Genomic DNA, 19563 nt, shown 5'->3' with positions numbered 1-19563 from the left:
TCGTGTAGATCGTCCGGGCGCTGGATTGCGACCGGTTTTCTACGGGGATTGATTCCACATTAGTGGAGAGGGGTCGTGCGAGTCTGTGAAGTTGTGGAAGGGGTGGGATGCCGGGGCCTGAGCCCCGGCATCCACCGGGCTATTCGCCCTTGTTCTTCTGGACGATCTCGTCCGCGACGTTGCGCGGAACCTCGGCGTAGCTGTCGAACTCCATGGAGTAGACGGCGCGGCCGGAGGTCTTCGAGCGCAGGTCGCCGATGTAGCCGAACATCTCGGACAGCGGCACCTGGGCGCGCACGACCTTGACGCCGGCGGCGTCCTCCATGGACTGGATCTGGCCGCGACGCGAGTTCAGGTCGCCGATGACGTCGCCCATGTACTCCTCGGGCGTACGGACCTCGACGGCCATGATCGGCTCGAGGATGACCGGGTTCGCCTTGCGGACGGCCTCCTTGAAGCCCATCGAGCCGGCGATCTTGAACGCCATCTCGGACGAGTCGACGTCGTGCGAGGCACCGTCGATCAGGATCGCCTTCACGCCGACCATCGGGTAGCCCGCGAGCACGCCGACGTTCATCGCGTCCTGGAAGCCCTGGTCGACCGGCGCGATGTACTCGCGCGGGATGCGACCACCGGTGACCTTGTTCTCGAACTCGTAGGTCTTGTCGGCCGTGACCTCGAGGGGCTCCAGGCCGAACTGGATCTTCGCGAACTGGCCGGAACCACCGGTCTGCTTCTTGTGCGTGTAGTCGTGACGCTCGACGGCCTTCTTGATCGTCTCGCGGTAGGCCACCTGGGGCTTTCCGACGTTGGCCTCGACCTTGAACTCCCGCTTCATGCGGTCGACCAGGATGTCCAGGTGCAGCTCGCCCATGCCCTTGATGACCGTCTGGCCCGTCTCGGAGTTCTGCTCGACGCGGAACGTCGGGTCCTCTTCGGCGAGCTTCTGGATCGCCAGACCCAGCTTCTCCTGGTCGGCCTTGGTCTTGGGCTCGATCGCGACCTCGATCACGGGCTCCGGGAACGTCATCGACTCGAGGACGACCTGGTTGGCGCTGTCGGACAGCGTGTCACCGGTCGTGGTGTCCTTCAGGCCGATCACGGCGTAGATGTGACCTGCGGTGACGGAGTCGACCGGCATCTCCTTGTTGGCGTGCATCTGGAAGATCTTCCCGATGCGCTCCTTCTTGCCCTTGGTCGCGTTGACGACCTGGGCACCGGAGTCCAGGTGACCGGAGTACACGCGGATGTAGGTCAGGCGACCGAAGAACGGGTGCGTCACGATCTTGAACGCCAGGGCCGCGAAGGGCTCCTCGCGGTCGGCGTGGCGCTCGATGATGATCTCTTCGTTCTTGGGGTCCTTGGCCTCGATCGCCGGGACGTCCAGCGGCGAGGGCAGGTAGTCCACGACCGCGTCGAGCATGGGCTGCACGCCGCGGTTCTTGAACGCCGAGCCGCAGAGGACCGGGTAGACCTCGGAGGCGATCGTGAGCTTGCGGATCGCGGCCTTGATCTCCTGCACCGTGAGGCCCTCGCCCGAGAAGTGCTTCTCGAGGAGCTCCTCGTCGGACTCGGCGACCGTCTCGAGCAGCTGCTCGCGGTACTCGGCGGCCTTGTCGGCGAGGTCGGCCGGGATCTCCTGGATCTCGTACTTCGCACCCATGGTGACATCACCCTTGGCATCGCCGGGCCACACCAGCGCGCGCATCTCGACGAGGTCGATCACGCCGACGAAGTCGTTCTCGGCGCCGATGGGCAGCTGGATGACGAGGGGTTTGGCCTTCAGGCGGTTGATGATCGTGTCGACCGTGAAGTAGAAGTCCGCGCCGAGCTTGTCCATCTTGTTGACGAAGCAGATGCGGGGGACGTCGTACTTGTCGGCCTGACGCCACACGGTCTCGGACTGGGGCTCGACGCCCTCCTTGCCGTCGAAGACGGCGACGGCGCCGTCGAGGACGCGGAGCGAACGCTCGACCTCGACGGTGAAGTCGACGTGACCGGGCGTGTCGATGATGTTGATCTGGTTCTTGTTCCAGAAGCACGTCACAGCGGCGGACGTGATCGTGATGCCGCGCTCCTGCTCCTGCTCCATCCAGTCGGTGGTCGCCGCACCATCGTGCGTCTCACCGATCTTGTGGTTGACGCCCGTGTAGAACAGGATGCGCTCGGTCGTCGTCGTCTTGCCGGCATCGATGTGCGCCATGATGCCGATGTTGCGGACCTTGTTGAGGTCGGTGAGCACGTCTTGTGCCACGGGGTTTCCTCTCGGGTGATCGACCGGACGCTCGTGCGCCCGACCGAGATCAGGGGTGAAGTGCGGGGACCGGGTCGCGGTCCCCGCACATTCGGATGCTGATTACCAGCGGTAGTGCGCGAAGGCGCGGTTCGACTCGGCCATCTTGTGGGTGTCCTCGCGGCGCTTGACCGCGGCTCCCAGGCCGTTCGAGGCGTCGAGGATCTCGTTCTGCAGACGCTCGGTCATCGTCTTCTCACGACGGCCCTTCGCGTAGCTCACGAGCCAGCGCAGCGCCAGCGTGTTGGCGCGGTGAGGCTTGACCTCGACCGGCACCTGGTAGGTCGAGCCACCGACGCGGCGGCTCTTGACCTCGAGGGTGGGGCGCACGTTGTCGAGCGCCTTCTTGAGGGTGGCGACCGCGTCCTGGCCGTTCTTGGCCTCCACGCCCTGCAGGGCGTTGTAGACGATCGACTCGGCGAGCGACTTCTTGCCGTCGACGAGGATCTTGTTCACCAGCTGGCTGACGATCGGTGCGCCGTAGACCGGGTCGTTGACGACGGGGCGCTTCGGGGCGGGTCCCTTGCGAGGCATGTTCCTTAACCCTTCTTCGCGCCGTAGCGGCTGCGAGCCTGCTTACGGTTCTTGACGGCCTGGGTGTCCAGGGCGCCGCGGACGATCTTGTAGCGGACGCCGGGGAGGTCCTTCACACGACCACCACGGACGAGCACGAGCGAGTGCTCCTGGAGGTTGTGGCCCTCGCCGGGGATGTACGCGGTGACCTCGGTGCCGTTGCGGAGCTTGACACGGGCGACCTTGCGCATCGCCGAGTTCGGCTTCTTCGGCGTGGTCGTGTACACGCGGGTGCAGACGCCCGCCTGCTGGGGGTTCGACTTCAGGGCGGGGGCCTTGGTCTTGGCGACCTTGGGCGAGCGTCCCTTGCGAACCAACTGCTGAATGGTTGGCACGTTCTCTCCTTGTAATGCTGCACGGTGACAGCGATGGTGTTTTCACCACAGATCCACCGGCGCGCCGGATCCCGGGCGATTGGTGTGGTGGATATGCCGTGGGGGCCGCCTGTTCGCAGGCGATTCCCGAAGATGCGGCGTCCGTCGTCCTCCCGCCGGGCCGAGGCACAGCACGAAGCGCGCGCGAGCGCACACCCTCCAATGATACGCGCTGCGGGAGGGGGCGGTCAAACGCGGGCGACTACCACGGAGTGAGGGTGATCAGCAGGAGCGACGCGGCGGCGATCACGGCGAGAGCGGATGCCGAGACGACCACGATCAGCGCGGTTCTGCGCCCCGCGCGCCGGCGCACCGACGCCATCCCATGCCCGTCGACAGGGGCCTGCGGGACCCTGCCGGGCGGAGGCGTGCGGGCCGAGATCACGGGCGCGGCGGCGCGGGCGCGATACGTGTCGGCGGGAGCGGTCACAGCGCGCTCGGCGGGCGCGGGCTGGACGCGTGCCACGGGCTCGGGGGGCGAAGCCCGACGCTCACCGCGCCGGCGTGATTCGCGCCGGGCGACCATCGTCGAACCGTCGACGGTGTCCTCCGGCGGGGGGTCCCGGCGCGCAGCTCTTCTCGTGCGCTCGGCGAGGACCGTGTCCTCCTCGAGGGGGTCGGGCTCGGTCATCCGTCGGTCCGCCGGAGCCGGATCTCGGCATCCCCGAGGTAGAAGCGCTCACCCGCCTCCATCTCCTCACCCGCGGGCGCTTCGACCTCGGTGCCCATCACGGTCGCGAAGAGCACGCCGTTCGTCGAGCCGAGGTCGGTCACGTACCAGTGGTCGTCGCGGAGGACCAGGAGGGCGTGGGTCTTGGAGACGGTGCCGTCGGGAATCGACACGAGCTGCGCCTTCGGACGCGAACGGTCGGGCATGGGCTTGCGCCCGAGGATCACGGTCTCGGAGGTCAGCGGGATCGGAGCACCGCCCGGAGGGAGCAGCTCCCACGCCGTGCGCCGTCGTCGCGTGATGATCGTCTCGTCGATCGGATCGTCGGGCAGTGCCGGGCGCGCGTGCTGGGCGGAGACGGCCGCGCGCGCGGACCGCGGCGACTCCGGACCGGCTGCGATCGCCGAGACCTCGGCCGACGTCTCGGAAACGGCGTCGGGATCGGGCAGCGGCGAGCGGGCGGGGGCCCACGGCTCGTCGTCCTGTTCCGGCCCCACGGGGACCCGCGCGACAGGCGGTCGCGTCGTGGCCGGCGCGTCGCCTGCCGAGGGGAGCGTCATCGGCGGGGTGAGCGGCGGCTCTGCGGATGCCGGCCGCACCGGCACCGCCGAGATCGGAGCGGGGGCGTCGGCCTCGGCGCCGGTGACCTCCCCCGTCACTTCGGGCGCCCACGCCGCCCAGGACGGGGGCGGGGCGGCGACCGCGGGCGCAGACGGGACGCTGCGATCGCCATCGTCACCGAGCCCGAGGTCCTCGAAGCCCGACGACCTGGGCGCGGCATCCAGCAGCGGCGTGTAGGCGGGCGCCACGTCGTGGCGGTACGCGGGGCCGTCCGCCGCGGCGTCGGCGACGCCGCTCCGGCGCGGGCCGTGCGCGGGAGGGCGGTCGGAGCCGAGCCACCGGGCGGGACCGAACCCCAGGATCGAGGCCCACACCGGGAAGAGCAGCGCCGCGACGACCGTGAGCCCCGCACCGTGCCCGAACGCGACGTTCACCCGGAAGCACGCGATCACGAGGACCACCCACACGGCGAGCTGACCGACGACGGGGACGATCAGGAGCAGGAGGAACCACGGTGACATCCCGCCCAGGCGCAGCAGCACCGCGAGGTTCAGGAACGGCACCCACGCCTTCCAGGCCTCCTCGCCGGACTTGCGGAACACCGCGGACAGCGCCAGCGCGGTCCAGATGTACAGCGCGAGGGACAGGAGGGCGGTGATCAGCCCGAAGGCGATGCCCGTGGAGTCGTCGGCGGTGCTCATGACGTGACGCGCAGCGGCCTGACGGACCGGCGCTTCCCCCTTTCGGACCTGCGCGACCGGGAGCCCGAGGGCGCCAGGTGGCGGACGAATGATCTCAACGATACGGTCGCCCAGGTCCCGCGCCAGAAACCACGCCCGCGGCGCAGCTCCCGCCGCCGGGCGTCCACGAGGCGCCAGTACGCCGCCGCGTCGTCATCGGTGAGCGTCTCGTCGGAGAAGACCGCCCGGTCGGCATCCGTCGCCAGCGCGAGCCCCGCCGCCCCCGACACCGCGCTCACGAGCTCGCTGCGCGTGAGATCGCCGGGCACGTCGTGCCCGGTGTCCACGACGGCGTCGACGAACTCATCCCACCCGCCGGCGATCCGCACAGCGGGCGAACCCTGCGTGCGGCGGCCGCGACGGCGGCTCGCCTCCGCCGCGAGGATCACCGCGAACGGACCCAGCACGAGGAGCAGAGCGAGCAGCACGATCCCGCCCACGCGCAGCACCGGCCACAGCCATGCGAGGTCCAGCCCCGCCGACTCGTCGGCGGCCTCATCGGATCCGGTGTCCTCCTGCATGGGATCCGGCGGCAGCACGTCCTCGACGGGGTCGGGCCGCACCTCCGTGACGTTCTCGGGGTTGCGCTGCTCGGTGACCTCGAGGCTCGGCGATTGCGCGTACTGCGGGGTCGCATCGATCGGCACCCACTCGCCCCGGGCGGTGAGCACCTCCGTCCAGACGGCGACGTCCTCCGCGCGGCACACCCCCGCCTCGCACGTCGACAGCTGCGGATCCGCGCTCTGCAGTCGCGCACCGACCACCACGCGCGCCGGGAATCCGAGCTCGTTCGCGATCAGGGCCGTGGCGGTCGCGAACTGCTCGTCGTCGCCCACCGCGGCGACGTAGTTGTCGTTCGCGCGCGCCCGGGGGTCGGCTTCGCGCTCGAGCAGCCGCGCGAACATCGCGTCGACACGGGCGAGGGAGTGGCCCGCCGTGCTCGGCTGGAAGCGGTAGTCGGGGAGCGCCTGCATCCACGCGGGCGGCCGGCCCTCGTCGATCTCGAGCGCGTGACTCAGGTAGCCGCGCTCGCGCAGCAGACGCACCAGCCCCTCGAGCGCGGCCCCGCCCGAGCCCGACGCGTGCTCCTGCACCCAGGTGCGCAGGCTCTCCGGGGCGGTGACTTCGGCGACGGGCCCGCCGGGCGCCTCCGCGAGAGCGAGATCCGCCGCCGGCGGAGTGACACCGGTCAGCGCGTAGGCGTCGCCGGCGACCCAGCCGCCCGGCACGGTCTGCACCGCGGCGCCGGCATCCGCACGGTAGTAGAAGCGGTCCGCGAGCTGCGCCGCCCGGGGACCCTCGAACTCGGCCGACACGAGCCGGCCGATGCTCGGCATCCAGATCCCGCCGAGCTCTCCGATCTCGATCCGCGTCTGGGACGGGGTGCCCTCGCCGGCGTCGCGCGTGGCGGGCACGCGCACGAACGGCGAAGACGCACCCGCGCCTGCGGTGCGGTAGAGCTCCCCGTCGTAGCTGTCCAGCGTTGCCAGGCGCACGCGCTCGGGCAGGACGCCGTCGGAGGTCACGGTGAACAGCACGTCCCCCGCGCGATCGTCGCGGAACAGCCCGCGGTACTCGGCGAGCGGACTCACCGCCGCGGCGATCGCGAGTTCGGGACCCGCCCCCGCACGCAGCACCTCTCGGGAGGCACCCTGCGCCGCGAACGGCACGACGAGCGCCGATGCCGTCACCGCGACCACGAGCATGCCCGCTCCGAGCGCGAAGCGGCGGCGGTCCGCGAGCGACGGCCGACGCGAGAGGCGCACGCCGCTGGAATCGGCGGCGCGGCGCAGCGCTCGCACGCGTTCATCACGGCTGCGCCACGCAAGCCACCCGAGCGCGGCCACGAGACCTGCGACCCCGAGGGCCGTCTCGACCGGCGCGGGAAGGCGCAGCGGCCCGAGCACGAGCGGCGCGCTCACGGTCGGGCGGCCGAAGAACAGCCCGAACGAGATCATCGCGCCCACGACGGCCACCGCGGCGTACGCCGATCGACCGGCGCGCCAGGACAGGAGAAGGGCGACGCACGTGCCGACCAGGAAGACGATCAGCGCCGGCACCAGGAGATTGCGGTACGTGCCGACGGGCAAGTCGACCGTGAGGAGGTCCTTCCAGGCGAACAGAGCACCGAGGCCCAGATCGGCGAGTCCGCGGGCCGCATCGGGCACGCTGCCGAGACGGGTGGGCACGGCGAGCGGGATGCCGAGCACGACGAACGCGCCGAGCAGGAGCGCGGCCACCGACCACCCGCCCCAGCCGCGCGCGGCGGCGAGCGCGGCGATGCCGGCCGCCGTGAGCGAGGACGCGCCGACCAGGAGCACGAAAGCCGGATCGCGGTAGATCGGCCACGCGGCGACGGCGGCGATCACGACGCCCACCGCGACGAAGAGCGTGCCCGCGACGATGCGCGGGACGAGGACCCTGCCGCGTTCGGGCCGTTCGGCGCTCACGAGGCCGCTCCCCGCGCGAGGAGGCCGGACAGATCATCGAGAGTGCCGATCGTGAGTACCGTGAGTCCCGGCAGCGCCCGCATGCGGGGGTGGGCACGCTCATCGCACACGACCGCGACGACCGCAGTGTCTCCGCTGAACGCGAGCGCCGCCTGACGCAGTCGCGGAAGCGGCACGGGGGAGCCGGCGACGACGAACGCGACCGAAAGGCGTTCGTTCTCCTCCGCGGCCAGGCGGCAGACCTCGCCGACGGGCATCGTGTCCTCCAGGAGCTCGACCGCGCTGAAGCCGTCGAGCAGGGTGCGGCGGGACCGCGCGGGGATGTGGTGGATCGCGCGCAGCCGGCCGCGCACGGCCCGGGGGATCTCGGCACCGGTCACGACCGCGACGTCCCGCGCGTCGTGCACCGCACGCAGGCCGAGCGAGGCGGCAGCCCCGACCGCGAGCTCGAACTCGTCCGCGTCGGCGTACTCCTCGCGCGCCGCCGACAGCACGACCGCCATCCGCGATCGTCGCGTCTCCTCGTACTGGCGCACCATGAGCCGGCCCGTCTTCGCGGTGGATTTCCAGTGCACCTGCCGCTGCGAGTCGCCCGGCGCGTACTCACGGATCGCGTGGAAGGACATGTCGGCATCCACGAGGCGGCGCGTCGGGCTGCCCTCGAGATCGCGGATCAGGCCGGCGCTCGTGGAGGGGAGGACGACCGTCCGGGGGTGGACGTACAGCTCGTGCACGTCCTCGAACGCGTGCTCGCGGCGCAGGAGCCCGATCGGGTCGCTGCGCACCGTCGTCGCAGGGCCGACCGTGACGATCCCGCGCCGCAGCGCGGGGATCTCCAGCGGCTGCGCGATACGACTCCCGGGCCGCAGCAGCGGGACGCCGAACTCGACCAGCCCCGCCCCGACCGGGATGTCCAGGCTCCCCGGCAGCGTCGTGCGCCGCCCGTCGTTGCGCACGACGATCTCGCCCGAGATGCCGTCGCCGGCGACGACGCGCTCGTGCGCGAGCGTGAGGGCGACGTCGTACGCCCGCGCCCCGAACAGGAACGGCACGCTCATGAGGACGAGCCCGACGGCGATCGCACCGGCGACCATCCATTCCACCCAGCCGAACACCAGACCGAGACCCAGTCCCGCGGTCGCCACGATCACGACGAGGGCCCCGGCCGGGCGCACCGTGCGTGCGCTCCAGGCCGCGGCTGCCCTCAGGCCCGCCGCCGCGGCGCGCCGGATCCGCGTCGCTCCCATGACGGCCCGCACGAGTCCCCGCGCGCGCGGCGTGCTCGTGCGCTGGGTCGTCGTGCCGGGCACGCCCGTCGCCGCCGCGGAGACGGCGGCGGTGCGGGTCAGTCGCGGATCCGTCGGGCTCATACGGTCTCGCGGCGGGTCGGCGGGGCGACATCCAGCAGGACCTGCCCGACGACGGCCTCGGCGGTCACGCCGTCGAACTCCGCCTCGGGGTGCAGGATGAGCCGGTGCGAGAGCACGGCGACGGCGAGCGCCTTCACGTCGTCGGGGGTCGCGTACGTGCGCCCTTGCGACGCGGCGCGCGTGCGGGTCGCCTTCGTGAGGGCGAGGGCGCCGCGGATGCTGACCCCCAGGCGCACGTCGTCGGCCGAGCGCGTGCCGTCCACGAGTCGGGCGATGTAGTCGAGCACGAGCGCGTCGACGTACACGGTCGCCGCGAGGTCGGCCATGCCCGCCATGGTCTGCGGATTCAGCACCGGCGTGAGCTCCGCCGTCGCGACGGCCGCACCGTCGAGGATCCGCACGGTGGCCGCGTGATCGGGGTAGCCGAGCGACGTGCGCATCATGAAGCGGTCCAGTTGCGCCTCGGGAAGGCGGTAGGTCCCTGCCTGCTCGACCGGGTTCTGCGTCGCGAGCACGAGGAACGGGGAGCCGACCGGCCGGGTGATGCCGTCGATCGTGACCCTGCCCTCCTCCATGACCTCCAGGAGGGCGGCCTGCGTCTTCGGGCTCGCGCGGTTGATCTCGTCGGCGAGCACGATGTTGGCGAACACGGGCCCCGCGTGGAACTCGAACGCCCCGGTCTTCTGGTCGTACACCGTGATGCCGGTGATGTCGCCCGGCAGCAGGTCGGGGGTGAACTGGATGCGGGTGTTCGTCCCCTGCACCGACTGCGCGATCGCCCGGGCGAGCGAGGTCTTGCCGGTTCCCGGCACGTCCTCCAGGAGCACGTGCCCGTCGCTGAGCATCGCGGTGAGCACGAGTTCGACGACGTGCCTCTTGCCGAGCACGGCGCGCTCGACGTTGTCGGCGATCTGGCCGAACGTCTGCGCGAACCAGGTCGCCTGCTCCTGCGTGATGCTCATGCGGTCTCCGCTCTCGGGGGGGGTCAGGGGGTCGGGGGCGTGCCGGGGTCGCAGGATGCCGAGAACTCGGTGCTCGCACCGTTCAGGCCCCAGCCTTGGGCGCTCCAGTCGACCGATACGGAGACGCCGTCCACGCGGACCGCGCCGACCGGCACCGCCCACGTATCCGGCGTCCGGGGCAGGACCGCGCCGGCGGCGTCGTAGAAGCGGAGCCCGGCGTTGCCGAACGTGATCGCGGCCTTGGCTCCGGAGGGCGCCGTCGAGGAGTCGCCCGCCGGCACGAGATCGGAGCCGCCGACGCAGCGCTGCACGCTCCAGCTCGCCTGCACCTGGTACGGCGCACTGCCCGCGCGCGGCGTGGCTGTCGCCCATGCGGTCGCGGTGCCCCAGATCTCGTGGACGTAGCGCACCTGGATGCCCGGGTCGCGCCCGAACACCGTGCTCGGCATCCCCGATATCTCGACGCGGTTGCGGTTGGGAACCCGCTCGGTCGATTCGGGCTGCGCACGGACGATCCAATCGGCGCGGCCCCCGCCGACGTTCGGCGACGCGTCGACGACGAACGTGTAGCCCTGCGGCGCCCGACCGGTCTGCTGCGCCCGCACGGTCTGCGTGACGGATGCCGTGCCGTACGAGCGGCCGTCGAAGAACGAGTCGGCGCACAGCGTGAAGGCGTATTCGTCGCCGTCGGCGAGTCCGGCGAACGTCGCGGTGTCGCCGCCCGCCGTCGGCGTGCACCGCTGGCCCTCGCGGACGATCCCGTAGCGCAGCTCCGAGCCGTCGCCGTTCAGGCTCGCGACCCCGCGGGCGGTCACCGTCGAGGTGCCGTCGCCGTTGGAGCTCGACGTGAGGGTGAGCGTCGGGGACAGCGGCGCGCCGATGCCGTTGCCGGTCACCGTGACCGCAGCGCCGGAGGGGCTTCCCCCGAGACCGGGGGGCAGGTCGAAGCGCGAGAACGGCGTGATCGTGATGGGACCGGCGGTGTTCGCTCCGACGCGGTACTCCCGCACCTCGAGTTCGGTCTGACCACGCCGCACCGACACGTTCTGGGTCTCCCCCGCGGGGCTCGTGATCTGCAGCGTTCCGGTGCGCTCGGGATCGATCCCCGCGATCCGCAGCGACACCACGCCGCCCGCGCCCGACGTGAGGACGGGGGCGACCTGGACCCCGCTCGGCGCACCGGGCGCCTGGTAGGCCCATGCGACCGTCTGCACGCTGCCGCGGGAGAGGCCGACCGCATTGCGGGCGAGCGCCTCGTACGTGCGGCGCTCGCCGTTGGGCGCGGCGATCGGCGGACATGTGCCGTCGGGCGCACACTGCGCGACCTCCTGGCCGTTCGAGCGGATCACGAATCCGCTGAGCCCCGGGTAGGCCTGCCGCGCCTGGCCCGGGTCGACGCGGAGCGTGACCGACCCGTCGCCGAACGCCGCCTGCGACACGCTCGCGGGCGTCTTCGGGAAGCCCTGCAGGTCGAGCAGGATGCGTCCGTCGCGTTCGGCGTTCGTGCGCCGTCCCTGCGCGTCCTGCACCGAGAAGGTCGCGGAGCACGTGGCGCCCGGCGCGTCCTCGGACCACGACGCGACGACGGACGTCGGCGAGGCGACCTGGACGCTCACGCCGACGCACGCGCCGCTCGTGCGGGCGTCGATCACGGTGAGCGGCGTGCGCGGCAGCGGATTGACTTCGCCGGAGGCGCCGATCACCATGATCGTGCACGAGGACCCCGCCGCTTGCGAGCACTGCTGCGTCACCGCGCCGCCGCGCGGCAGCGTCGACGGCGCGGCCTCGACCCGGAGGATGAGGCGCACCGGCGCGACGGCGGCGTGACTGGTCACCGAGATCACCGCGGCGTCCTCCGCTCCGGGCACGGCGCGATCCGCGCCGGTCACGGTCACGAGGGATCCCTCCAGCGCGACCTCGAACGCGGAACCGGCGTAGTCCACCCCGTAGCGGATGCCGCTCCAGTCCTCCCGCAGCTGCCAGGTGGTCATGTTGCGCAGGTCGAACGTCGCCGTCTCGCCTGGACCGACCGTCATCGACCCCGCCCGCAGCACCGGCTGAGGGTCGAGGGCGTTGATGATGATCGGCACGGACAGGTACGTCCATTCGTCCTGCCCCGAGATCCGCACCGGCACCTGGCATGCATCCGTCCACGGCGCGCCGGACCCGGAGTCGTAGCGGACGGTCGTCCCCGACTCGACCGCGCACGTCGCCTGCGGGCGGGCGCCGGACGCGCGGACGTCGGGCCCGACCTCGAGCGTGCTGCCCCGGGGTGCCGCGACGATCGCGGCCATGTCGAACGCGACGGATTCCAGTTCGGTGACCTGCGGCGGCGCGGCGCTCGCGCGGAGCGCGAGCGAGAGGTCGTCCGAGCCGGGCACCCGCAGGAACGCGTACGTCGTGACCGGGCCGTCGGGGCCCTCGCCGGTCACGGCGAACGGGATGAGCCGGGTGCTCTCGGGCAGCGGGCCGCGCAGTTCGCGTCCGCGCACGCTCACTCCCGACGGCTCCCCCCACAGGCTCACCTCGAGGTCGTCGACATCTCCCCCGGACCACGTCGCACGCCCGCTCAGCACGTCCACACCGGCCTGGAAGTCCTCGCGCGTCTCGGCCGTGAGCACGGTGTCCTCGATCAGGGGGTAGTCCGGCACCGCCTCCCGGACGACGCGGACCACGATCAGGCCCCGGCCGGTGTTGCCCGAACTGGATTCCACGTCGTACAGGAACGACATCGTCCCGGGCTCGGTGCCCGCCTGGATGAGGACGGTCCGCTCGCCCGTGGAGGTCACGAGGCCGGCGAGGCGCGCGTACTCGGGGTTCTCGGAGCCGTCGGCGAGCGAGACCGGCACGTCCGGGCGGACGCCCGTGACGCTCAGGGTGCCGCGCGTCGGATCCACGTCGTTCGCGAGCGGACTCACCCGGATGGAACGGGACGCGCCGGCCTGCACCTGCACGTAGTCGGTGTACGTGACCGGGCTCGGGTTGGACTGCGCGTCCAGCACGCCGATGCGCACCACGCCCTCCCCCGCGGCCCCCGCGGCGTCCACGACCCGGTACCGGAAGCTCACCTGTCCGCGATGGCCCGCGACACTCGTGTACACGATCGACGCGCCGTCGGCCGAGATCGTCGCCGCCCCGATCTCGGGCTGAGCGACGATGCGATCCAGGCTCACCACATCGCCGTCGGGATCCATCCCGAATCCGTCGAACGCGACCACGGTGGACTGGCCGCTGAGGACGCGGCCCTCCAGCCGCTCGGGCACCGGCGCGCGGTTCGACTCCGCGGGCAGAACCTGCACGCGGATCGTCGCGGTGTCCGCGAGGGCGGGCGCCCCCGTCGTGAACACCGAGTACTCGACCGTGTAGGAGCCCGGCTCGGTGGGCGCGAGGTAGCGCACCACGTCACCGCCCGCGAACGCGAGCGCATCGGGGGCGGAGGAGGTCACCGCCGCGGGGTTCAGGATCGGCTGACCGCCCGCAGGGGCTATGTCGTTCTCCAGCACCGGGATGTCCACCTGCGACCCCGCCCGGACCACCACGGTGTCATCCACCGCGATCGGGGCGAGCTCGGGGGCCGGCGGCAGCAGGTACACGGTCGCCTCGCCGCGCACGCTCGCGCCCTGATCGTCCGTGCCGTCGCTGACGGTGTAGCTCACGGTGCCGAGCCGTCCGGCGGCGCCGGAGGCGGTCGTTCCGGACACCCGGAGGTGGTTCTGCCCCACGGCGTCGACGGAGAGCGATGCCCCGGCATCCGCGTGGCCCTCGACGTCGCTCAGCAGCAGCACGCGCCGCGTCGGGTTGGCGACCGCGGCGAACACGTCGAGCGTGGCGTCCTCCTGCGGGTGCACGAACGCGACGACCGGCGAGGTCGCCAACTCGGGCGGCGCGTCGGACGGGAGGATCGTGATGCGCGCCGTTCCCGTCGCGGGCGTCGTTCCGTCCGTCACGGTGAAATCGACGCGGAACGTCCCCGGGGTGCGGGCGGTGAAATCGAAGGATGCCGACCCTCCGATCACGGTCGCACTCGCGGCCGCGTCGTCGAGCACACGCACCGACTCGAGCGAGACCGCCCCGGCCGTGCCGGTGACGTGCGGGGTGACGTCGACCGTGAGCCCCGCGTCGATCGTGTCGATCACGGCGAAGGACTGCACCGCGAGCGCGGGTTGCGGCGACACCCGCACGAGCAGCGCCTTGGTCGAGACCTGACCCGTGGTGTCCGCGACCGTCACCTCCAGCTCGATGAGCTCCTCCCCCGAGCCGGCGCCGGCGTCGCTGTGCTGGTAGACGACGTCGCCGGTCGGAGTCGCGGCGACCGTGCCGACACCCGACTGGTTGGACACCGACAGCAGGAGAAGCGGATCGCCGTCCGGGTCGACCCAGCCGGGCAGCACCGGGACGGCGATCGTCCCGCCGCGGGCGACCTCCGGCGTCGGCCACGGCACGAGGCAGCCCTCGACGCCGCACCACTGGGGAGCGGCATCCGTCGCCGACACGGTCAGCGTGACGGTCGTCGGGGGCGACAGCAGGCCGCCTTCGCTCGTGCCGTCCGTCACCGCGTACGAGAAGGTCGCGCTGCCCGACGCTCCGGGCGCGACCGCGACCGTGAGCCGCTGCGCGTCGTCCGTGAGGGACAGCGTCCCGAATCCGGGATCCAGGCCCGTGACCGAGGCGGGATCGATGCTCAGCACGTCCTCGTTCGGATCGTGGTCGTTCATGAGCACGGGCAGGGTCACCAGGCTCGCCGCGCGCACGCCGAACGCGTCGGGCACGGCCACGGGCGGCTCGGGGTCGAGCACGACGCTCAGCTGCTCCTGGCTCGGGGCGGCATCCGGATCGGTGCGGTCATCGAGCGACCAGTTCTGGCTCGAAGGCACGAGGGCGCCGTCCGGCACGGTCCACACCCAGCCCGACCGCGTCTCGTTCAGGATGATCGCGTCGTCGCTCGCGACGAACACCGGACGGCGCTGGTCGCCGAGCGATCCCGCGGCGTAGTCCAGCGGCACCTGCCCCGTGCGCGAGCTCCACAGGATTCCGGATCCGCCGCGGCCCTCGGTGCTCGGCGGCAGCCACGCGGCGAACACCTCGCCGTCGTGCACGACGGGGCGCGCGGGGGTCCCCAGGACCCCGGCGCCGCCCCCGGCCTCGACGGTGACCTCGGCCCCGTCCACGGGCACGCGCACGAGCGCGGTCTCGTCGGCGAGGTGGACGGCGGTGCCGTCCGGATCGGGCTGGCTGAGCACGATCGCGCCCGTCGTCGGCGCCGAGGTGACGGCATCCGCCCCCCGCACGAGCAGATCTCCGTCCGTGGTGTCCACGAGCACCCATGCGTCGCCCGCGGCGGACAGCGCCGGCGCCGTGAAGTCCTCGGCCGCGACCTCATCGCGACTCCGCACCGCGGCGGCGGGCACGTCGTAGCGCAGGACCGAGCCGTCCGCGGCGGAGTAGGCGAACAGCATCCCGCGCTCGTCGAGGGCGATCGCGTCCGCGGTGTACTGCGGCGCAGCCTCGTCCTCACGGGGGAAGGGATCCAGTCGCGTGGACTCCCCCGTCGAGAGGCGACCTGCGAACACCGCCCCCGCGTCGGTGCGATAAGCGACGAAGTCCTCCGCGGCGACGACATCCGTCGTGCCGGCGGGCGTGGCGGGTGAAGAGCGCAGGGTCTGCTCGTCGAGGTCGATCGGCAGGGCCGCGTCGATGCGGGTGATGCGCGAGTAGCTGTCGGAGAAGACGTACGCGGCCCCCGGCGCCTGCACGACCTGGCTCGGGTTGCTGATCTCGCGGACGGTGTCGAGTTCGCCGATCGCGGTGTTCACCCGGGCGTAGCGACGGCCGTCCGCCGTCTGCAGTGCCCACACCGCGGTATCGGTGCGGTCGGCCTCCTGCGCGTCGAGCCCCGGCCACACCGCACTGACACCCACCACGAGGGCGATCGCCGCGGTCGCCGCCGCGAGCCCCGCGATCGTGCGCCGACGCACTCAGAGCACCCCCGTCGCGAAGAGCGCGGTGAGGATGCCGCCCGCGACGACCACCGCGCCGATCGCGGCACCGAACACCCACGGCAGGACCGGTCGGGACCCGGCCGCTCCCGTCAGATCCGTGTCCTCGTCGCGCGCGAGCCCGGCGACACCGGCGCCCGATGCGTGCTTGCGCCGCTCGGTGCGCTCGATGCGACTGCGGGCGGGTCCGCGCAGCTCGGTGTCGCCGAAATCGACCGGCGACGCCGGAGCGGCCCACTCGGACGAGGCGACCTCGAGTGCGGACGGTGAGATGCCGAGCTCGGCCTGCACGTCGCGCAGCGCCTCGGCGAACTGCAGCGCCGACGCGTGACGCTGCCGCGGATCGCGACTCATCGCGCGGGCGAGGACGCGCTGCAGGGATGCCGGCACATCGGCGCGGGCGATCTCGGTGTACGAGGCCTTCGCGATCCGCCGACGCAGCTGCTCCTTCGTGTTCTGTGCGCGGTCGCGGCGCTCGAACGGGCTGTGTCCTGCCAGGAGCGAGTACACCGTCGCGCCGAGGCTCCACACCTCGCTCGCCACGGTTCCCGCGGTGTCCTCCGCGATGACCTCCGGCGCGCTCCACGGGATCGACATCGCCAGGACCTCGTCGGCGGTCGCACGGGCGAGCGACGAGGAGATGCCGAAGTCGGCGAGCACCGGCGCGCCGAAAGTCGTCACGAGGATGTTGCTGGGCTTCACGTCGCGGTGCACGAGGCCCGCCCGGTGCGCGGCCTCGATGGCGCTCGCCATCTTCACGCCGATCGCGAGGACTTCGGGAACGGGGATGCGCTCGAGCCGGTAGCGCTGCGCGAGGGAGCCGGGGCAGAACTCCATCACGATGTACGGCCGCCCGTCGGCGGAGATCCCCGCCTGGTACACCGTGACGATCGAGGGGTGCGCGGACAGGTGGGCCAGGACATCGGCCTCCGCGTTGAACATGCGGCGCAGATCGGGGTCGCGCACGTCGCTCGGCAGGACCTTCACCGCGACGTCGCGACGCGGCATGTCCTGTTCGTAGAGGAAGACGTCGGCGAAGCCTCCGGAGCCGAGCGGGCGGATGTAGGCGAGCCCCGGCAGGATCGGGGGCGCGGAAGGCAGGCGTGTGGCCACCGAAGCCTCCCCGGGGTCTCCCGCTCAGATCCGGCGGGCCGCGCGTCCACGCGCGGTTCTCAGTCCAACTGCAAACCCGCTCATGCTAACAAAACCGACCTCGCGTCCCGACGGACGAGTATGGAGGCGGAGATCACAGGAGGGGCGGCTCGTTCGGGTCGAACGGCGCGTCCAGCGAGCGGGTCAGCTCCTCCAGCATCGCCTCGATCTGCGGCTCGACGTACTGCGCGATCGCCGCCTGGATGCGCAGGCGATGGTGCAGCAGGATCGTGCACACTTCGCGGCCGATCATGTTCGCGTAGTCGTCGGCGAGTCCCACCTCCTGCCGGAGCGCCGCCTTGGCCTCGTCGCTCAGCGGGGGCAGGGCCGGGATGCCGGCATCCGCCTGTTCGGCGAGCCCCGAGATCGTGAACAGGAAGGGCGCGCCCGGCTGCGGCTCGGGGTCCAGCGGCAGCCCCTCGAACTCCGGCTCGAGGCCCTCGGCGGGGCGGTAGGTGCGCGACCGGTTGCGGGCCGCCTGGTGGTCGAGCTCGGTCTGCAGCATCGGGAGGTTCAGCGCGGTGTACTCGGCCACCGCGTGATCGACGATCGTCTTGATGCGCGTGGACAGGCCGTGCTGCACGCCGTGCGGGACGTCGGAGCCGAGACCCGCCGCGGAGAGCACGGGCGAGCCGAAGCACCGGCGGCACGGCGCCACCCGTCCGCGGTGCGTCGCCGGCTCCCAGCGCGGAAGCCACCGCAGCCAGGCATCGACGGCCTGACTGACCTGGGTTTCGAGCGACCGCTCCACGGGATACACGCTAGTCCGACACGCCGCACGATCGGCGGCTTTCCGCGCACAGCACGCCGTGAAGAGTCCGGCTCACTCGTCGAATTCGTCCTCCCACGGCCACCGCGGACGCTGCGAGCGGGTGCGGGCCAGCGCGATGCCGCCAGCCGCCGCCACGGCGCCGGTGAGGGCGACGACCAGGCCGAACCAGCTCGTCGCGATGCGCCCCGCGACTTCGGTCGCAGTGGCGAGCTCGGAACTCGCGACCAGAACGCCGAGCCAGATCGCGATCACATAGGCCACGACGCAGGCGATCGCCGCCCACAGCGCTCCGAGGTAGCTCGGCTGGGCGGCGCGCAGCGTGAGCCACAGCGACAGCCCGAACGCGGCGGTCGCCGCCGTCGTGGCGAAGACCCCGGGCAGCTGCCCGAGCCCCGGCTCGTCGACGATGTCGGCGTCGAGCGCGAGGCTCGTCATCCCCAGCCCGAAGATGAGCAGGGCGACGAAGGTGACCGTCGCCAGCCCCCACGCCACCGCCGGGCGCACCGGCCCGCCGGACGCGCCCGCGGGACCGGTCATCTCACACGCGGGTGAGCTGGGGCCCGGCCTCGAGCGTGCGCTCGTACTCGCGCTGCGCCTCGATGTTGAGCTCGGTGACCTTCGCGCCGCGCTTGGCGACCCACGATCCGAACCAGATCGTCAGCTCACGGCCGATGATGAACGCGGCGATCGCGAGCGGTGCAAGCAGCTGCTCCTCGACGACGGCGGCGCCCTCGCGTGCGGTGAGCATCCAGAACGGCGCCTGGAACAGCGCGCCGAGGATGTGGCCCGCGTACGCGGCGACACCGACGAGCAGACCGAAGATCACCCACGCGCCCCAGCGGCCGCGGTTGATGATGGCCCCGAGCAGCCAGAAGGCGAAGAAGAAGACGACGACCGGCACCCAGAGCGTGAACGTGCCGAGGGCGGCGAGGGCCGCGGAGCCGATCGTGTCGACCGTGACCTCGCCGTTCAACAGGCCGATGCCGAGCCACACCGCGAGGTAGAGCACGCCGAACGAGAGCGCGGCCAGCAGGCCGATCGCGCCGGCCGCGCCGCGGTTGCCGCGGGGGCGCGGCGACTCGGGCGCCTGGACGAAGATCGGCTGGGGCGCGTACGCGGTCGTGGCCGCAGCGCCCGCTGCCGCCGCGCCGGCGGCCGGGGCGGCGTAGGCGGAATCCGCGGCGGGAGGCACGTAGGCGGTCTCGGCGACCGGCTCGCTCGCCGTCACGGTCGAGGCGCTCGTCGCGGCCGGGGTGGTCGCGGAGGCGGTCGTGGCGTCGTCGGCGTGCGCTTCGTACATCGCACTGTCGAAGGACGGGTCCTCGTCGACGAGGGGCTCGTGGACGGCGCGCGGGGTACGAGCCGCGTCGACGTCGGAGGGGGCATCGGATGCGGCATCCGCGGGCGCCGCGTACGGCGAGGGCTCATCCGTCACGACGGCATCGCGACGCGCGGCCTCGGCGTCTGCGATCGTGTCGTTGGCGCTGCTGACGACATCATCGACCGGACGCGGCTCTTCGACCGGGTCGCCGTAGGACGACTTCGAGTCACTCATCGGATGCACTCCTCACGCAGGGCACGTCCCTGCCCTGCGAGAGTAACCCGCAGCCGCCGCCGCTCCCGGGAGGCGTGCCGGGGATTCGCGGGCGT

The 19563-nt window shown here is 72.1% G+C and carries 13 protein-coding genes; all 13 read right to left on the bottom strand.

Annotated elements, in window-relative coordinates; genetic code table 11:
* Nucleotides 1-139 precede the first annotated feature (139 nt).
* The 13 genes from fusA to AB0P18_RS04315 all read right to left on the bottom strand — a co-directional run bounded on the left by fusA (nt 140) and on the right by AB0P18_RS04315 (nt 19468).
* Entirely contained in the window at nt 140-2254 is a 2115-nt protein-coding gene (gene fusA / locus AB0P18_RS04375; RefSeq protein WP_363359088.1) for an elongation factor G, read from the bottom strand.
* Nucleotides 2255-2356: 102 nt separating this feature from the next.
* Nucleotides 2357-2827, bottom strand: a complete 471-nt coding sequence (gene rpsG, locus AB0P18_RS04370) for a 30S ribosomal protein S7 (RefSeq protein ID WP_179430918.1) — start codon at nt 2825-2827, stop codon at nt 2357-2359.
* Between the two features lie 5 nt (nt 2828-2832).
* Nucleotides 2833-3201 (bottom strand): 30S ribosomal protein S12, encoded by a 369-nt coding sequence (gene rpsL, locus AB0P18_RS04365; RefSeq protein WP_091703622.1) that lies wholly within the window; start codon nt 3199-3201, stop codon nt 2833-2835.
* A gap of 241 nt (nt 3202-3442) precedes the next feature.
* Nucleotides 3443-3871: a hypothetical protein gene (locus AB0P18_RS04360; protein WP_363359087.1), complete on the bottom strand. Its 429-nt coding sequence runs from the start codon at nt 3869-3871 to the stop codon at nt 3443-3445.
* On the bottom strand, nt 3868-5172 hold the full coding sequence (locus AB0P18_RS04355; RefSeq protein ID WP_363359086.1) for a DUF5684 domain-containing protein: 1305 nt from the start codon (nt 5170-5172) through the stop codon (nt 3868-3870). Before AB0P18_RS04355 ends, AB0P18_RS04360 begins: the two co-directional genes overlap by 4 nt.
* A complete protein-coding gene (locus tag AB0P18_RS04350) occupies nt 5169-7661 on the bottom strand; it encodes a transglutaminase domain-containing protein (RefSeq protein ID WP_363359085.1) in 2493 nt (830 codons plus the stop codon). The genes AB0P18_RS04355 and AB0P18_RS04350 overlap by 4 nt, the downstream gene beginning before the upstream one ends.
* A complete protein-coding gene (locus AB0P18_RS04345; RefSeq protein ID WP_363359084.1) occupies nt 7658-9031 on the bottom strand; it encodes a DUF58 domain-containing protein in 1374 nt (457 codons plus the stop codon). Before AB0P18_RS04345 ends, AB0P18_RS04350 begins: the two co-directional genes overlap by 4 nt.
* A complete protein-coding gene (locus tag AB0P18_RS04340; RefSeq protein WP_344051737.1) occupies nt 9028-9993 on the bottom strand; it encodes a MoxR family ATPase in 966 nt (321 codons plus the stop codon). The genes AB0P18_RS04345 and AB0P18_RS04340 overlap by 4 nt, the downstream gene beginning before the upstream one ends.
* Nucleotides 9994-10016: 23 nt before the next feature.
* Nucleotides 10017-15968: an Ig-like domain-containing protein gene (locus AB0P18_RS04335; RefSeq protein WP_363359083.1), complete on the bottom strand. Its 5952-nt coding sequence runs from the start codon at nt 15966-15968 to the stop codon at nt 10017-10019.
* Entirely contained in the window at nt 15969-17102 is a 1134-nt protein-coding gene (locus AB0P18_RS04330; RefSeq protein ID WP_363359082.1) for a serine/threonine-protein kinase, read from the bottom strand.
* A gap of 133 nt (nt 17103-17235) precedes the next feature.
* Complete coding sequence (locus AB0P18_RS04325) at nt 17236-17892, bottom strand: spermidine/putrescine ABC transporter substrate-binding protein (RefSeq protein ID WP_363359081.1); 657 nt, start codon at nt 17890-17892, stop codon at nt 17236-17238.
* A gap of 72 nt (nt 17893-17964) precedes the next feature.
* On the bottom strand, nt 17965-18450 hold the full coding sequence (locus AB0P18_RS04320; RefSeq protein ID WP_363359080.1) for a hypothetical protein: 486 nt from the start codon (nt 18448-18450) through the stop codon (nt 17965-17967).
* A 1-nt stretch (nt 18451) separates the two neighbouring features.
* Complete coding sequence (locus AB0P18_RS04315) at nt 18452-19468, bottom strand: ABC transporter (RefSeq protein WP_363359079.1); 1017 nt, start codon at nt 19466-19468, stop codon at nt 18452-18454.
* Nucleotides 19469-19563: the final 95 nt, after the last annotated feature.

The sequence above is a fragment of the Microbacterium sp. NPDC064584 genome (assembly GCF_040687315.1).
GTDB lineage: Bacteria > Actinomycetota > Actinomycetes > Actinomycetales > Microbacteriaceae > Microbacterium > Microbacterium lacus.
Note: the sequence above shows the minus strand (reverse complement) of the source record. Positions and strands in the feature narration are given on the sequence as shown.